This is a genomic window from Anaerolineae bacterium (assembly GCA_016931895.1).
Taxonomy (GTDB): domain Bacteria; phylum Chloroflexota; class Anaerolineae; order 4572-78; family J111; genus JAFGNV01.
This window is the reverse complement of sequence record JAFGDY010000098.1, coordinates 1-2,636: the sequence shown is the minus strand read 5'-3', so window position 1 is coordinate 2,636 and position 2,636 is coordinate 1. Positions and strand designations below refer to the sequence as shown.

At 55.9% G+C, this 2,636-nt stretch carries 3 protein-coding genes; 1 reads left to right on the top strand and 2 read right to left on the bottom strand.

Annotated elements, in window-relative coordinates; all coding sequences use genetic code 11:
* Positions 1-87 precede the first annotated feature (87 nt).
* Positions 88-534: a hypothetical protein gene (locus JW953_07645; GenBank protein MBN1992565.1), complete on the top strand. Its 447-nt coding sequence runs from the start codon at positions 88-90 to the stop codon at positions 532-534.
* A gap of 78 nt (positions 535-612) precedes the next feature.
* Here the strand turns inward: JW953_07645 and JW953_07640 are convergent, their stop codons facing one another.
* Both JW953_07640 and JW953_07635 read right to left on the bottom strand, forming a co-directional pair.
* A complete protein-coding gene (locus JW953_07640) occupies positions 613-1,737 on the bottom strand; it encodes a nucleotidyltransferase family protein (GenBank protein MBN1992564.1) in 1,125 nt (374 codons plus the stop codon).
* Positions 1,738-1,766: 29 nt separating this feature from the next.
* A partial coding sequence (locus tag JW953_07635) for a formate C-acetyltransferase/glycerol dehydratase family glycyl radical enzyme (protein MBN1992563.1) occupies positions 1,767-2,636 on the bottom strand: 870 nt, incomplete at its 5' end.

The window sequence follows — 2,636 nt, the reverse complement described above, 5'->3', positions numbered from 1 at the left end:
GTCTGTTTTTTACCGGCTTTTATCTTTTTTGTCCATTTTTCTATTCTGTTTTTTTACTTGACATAATAATCTAACATTGTCAAAATAATGACGGCATTTGTGCTGCGCTTATTGCTTGATACCAATGTTTTTATCATCGGCTTTCTTGATCCTGACAGCCCGGAAGCTAAACTACTGACCTTGTTGGAAACCGGCCCCAAATTCATCGTGATTTTCTCCAATGATTTAGAACAACAAATCCGGCGGGTGGGCAAACGGTTACAAAGTAGTGATTGGGTCGGATTATTATTGCACTATATCTGGTCAACCCTCCAGGTAGAGTATGTCTATATCACCTCAGAAGAAATGACGGAAGTGGAGACAATTTCGGATATTCCTCGTGAAGATATTGGCATTTACTTGACTGCCCTGCGAGGTAAGACTGACTATTTGATTTCAGCTAACCACGAGTTATTGAAAGAAGCAGCGGCCAAGCAAAATAAGTTTCAATGTTTAGACGCTGAAGCATTTTTAGCAAAATATGGAAACGATTAAAGAATTTCCCCGCCGAAGAGAGGTAGCCTAATCTACCTCTAAACATAATCGGTTATATCACTTCAACAACGCGGGATTTTAATGTTTGACCCGGCGCCGGCAGTAACGCCCCACCCACCCCAAAATATGCAGGGGGTGGCGCGCCCAGCGGCCCCACCAACAGGCCGGGCCGGGGGGCAGGCCGTAGTAAAAACGCAGCCACCACTCAGGAGGGAAAAAGCTATCGCGCACAATGCCCCCATAACTTTTGTGTCGCTGCTCGGCCAGCGTATGGCGGGGCCAGCCCTGAAATTGTTGGCCGGCCCCCTGCGGCGGCCGGCCGGGGTTGAGGGACGCTGTTTGCAGCAATTCCCCGGAAAGCGGGGTCAGCCAGTGGCACGCGGCCAGGGCGTAGCGGGTCTGAGGGGCCACCCGCTCCCAGTCAATTTGTTTGGCGCAGCCTTCGGCCAGGCTGACCAGGTCGGCAATCCAGATCAGGCGCAAAACATCGAGCCCGGGCAGGATATGCATGCTTACCCTCAGATGCCGGTAGAGATGGGCCAGCATCTCTTCATGCCCCAGGGTATAAGCCGTTACGTTTTCAAGGGTAAAGGGGATGGCCGCCGGGCGCAGGGCTTCTAACTCGGTGGTTGAGGTTCCTTCGGTGTAAAGGTTGTGGTGTAGTTCAAGGCTGACCAGCAAGCCCTCAACCTGGCGTTGAGCCACGGCCAGGTGTTTGGCGGGCAGGTTGTGGCCGGGCGGCGGGGCGTTGAAACCCATTTCGGCCAGCAGGGCCTGGGCCTGCCGCGCCTGCGAGCGGCTGACCAGCACATCCACATCGCGCATAACGCGCAAACCCGGTTCGGGGTAAACCAGGTGGGCCAGGGCCATCCCTTTAAGGACCAGCGCGTCAATTCCGGCGGCTTGAAAGGCGGCCAGCACTTCGGCCAGCGCCTTTGCTCTCACTCGATTGGCATGGCTGTGCTGCATGGCCCGGCCCTGCAACTGCTGCCGCGCGGCGGCAGGCATGGGCACGCCGGCGGCCGGCAGGTGGGCATAAAAAAGCGGGGCCAGGCCGTGACTTTCGGCCTGGGCGGGCAGGGCAGCCCATTCTGAATCGGTCAGGGCCGGGGCTTGTTGTTTGAGTTGTTCGTATTGGATGGGGTGTCCCTGCGCTCTGGCGCAGAGAGCTAAAAGAGAATATGTACTTTCTGATTGGGTCATGGCAAAGGATTTAAATGCATAAAACCTGCTCAACTTAGCTCATGCACCGTCCGCTTAATAATATCATCCTGCGTGGCTTTGTCCAGCGTGACAAACAGGGCGCTGTAGCCGGCCACGCGCACCACCAAATCCCGGTACTGTGCGGGATTTTTTTGCGCGGCCAGCAGGGTGGCGGTATCCACCGTATTGAATTGCACGTGCCACACCTTTAAATTGCGGAAGCCCTTGAGTAAGGTGACCAATTGTTTGAGTCCGGCTTCCGTGGCCAGAGCCGCTGGCGAGAGACGTAGATTGAGCAGTTGGGCCAACATCTTAATGGTTGGCAATTTGCCCACCGAGCGCATGATGGCCGTTGGCCCGCCGGTATCCGTGCCGTGCGCCGCCGATACGCCTTCGGCAATCGGTTCGCCCGCCTGGCGGCCATCTGGCGTGGCCCCAATTTTGGACCCCAGCGGCACGTTGGCCGAAATATTGCTGGTGGAACCGGCGTAACCCCCGCCAATCGGCCCCCGCCCGTAACGGGAGTGGTGGTATTTGACCATCTCTTGCTGGTAATCCTGCATCACCCGCCCGGCCAGTTGGTCAACCTCATCAATATCGTTGCCGTATTTGGGCGCGCGCAGCAAGCGTTGGCGGATAACCTCGCCGCCTTTATTTTCAAAATTGGCAGTGAGGGCCGCCATCACCTCCGGCGCAGTCAATTTTTTCTCCTCAAAGACCAACTGCTTCAACGCCAATAAAGCATTGGCCACGTTGGTCACGCCGGATTGTAACCCGCTGACAATATCGTACAGCGCGCCGCCTTCTTTGATGGTCAGCCCCCTTTGTAGACAATTGTCCACCAACGCCGAGCAAAAGGCATCGGGCGTCATCTCTTCCAGGCAGAGGTCGGCCACGGC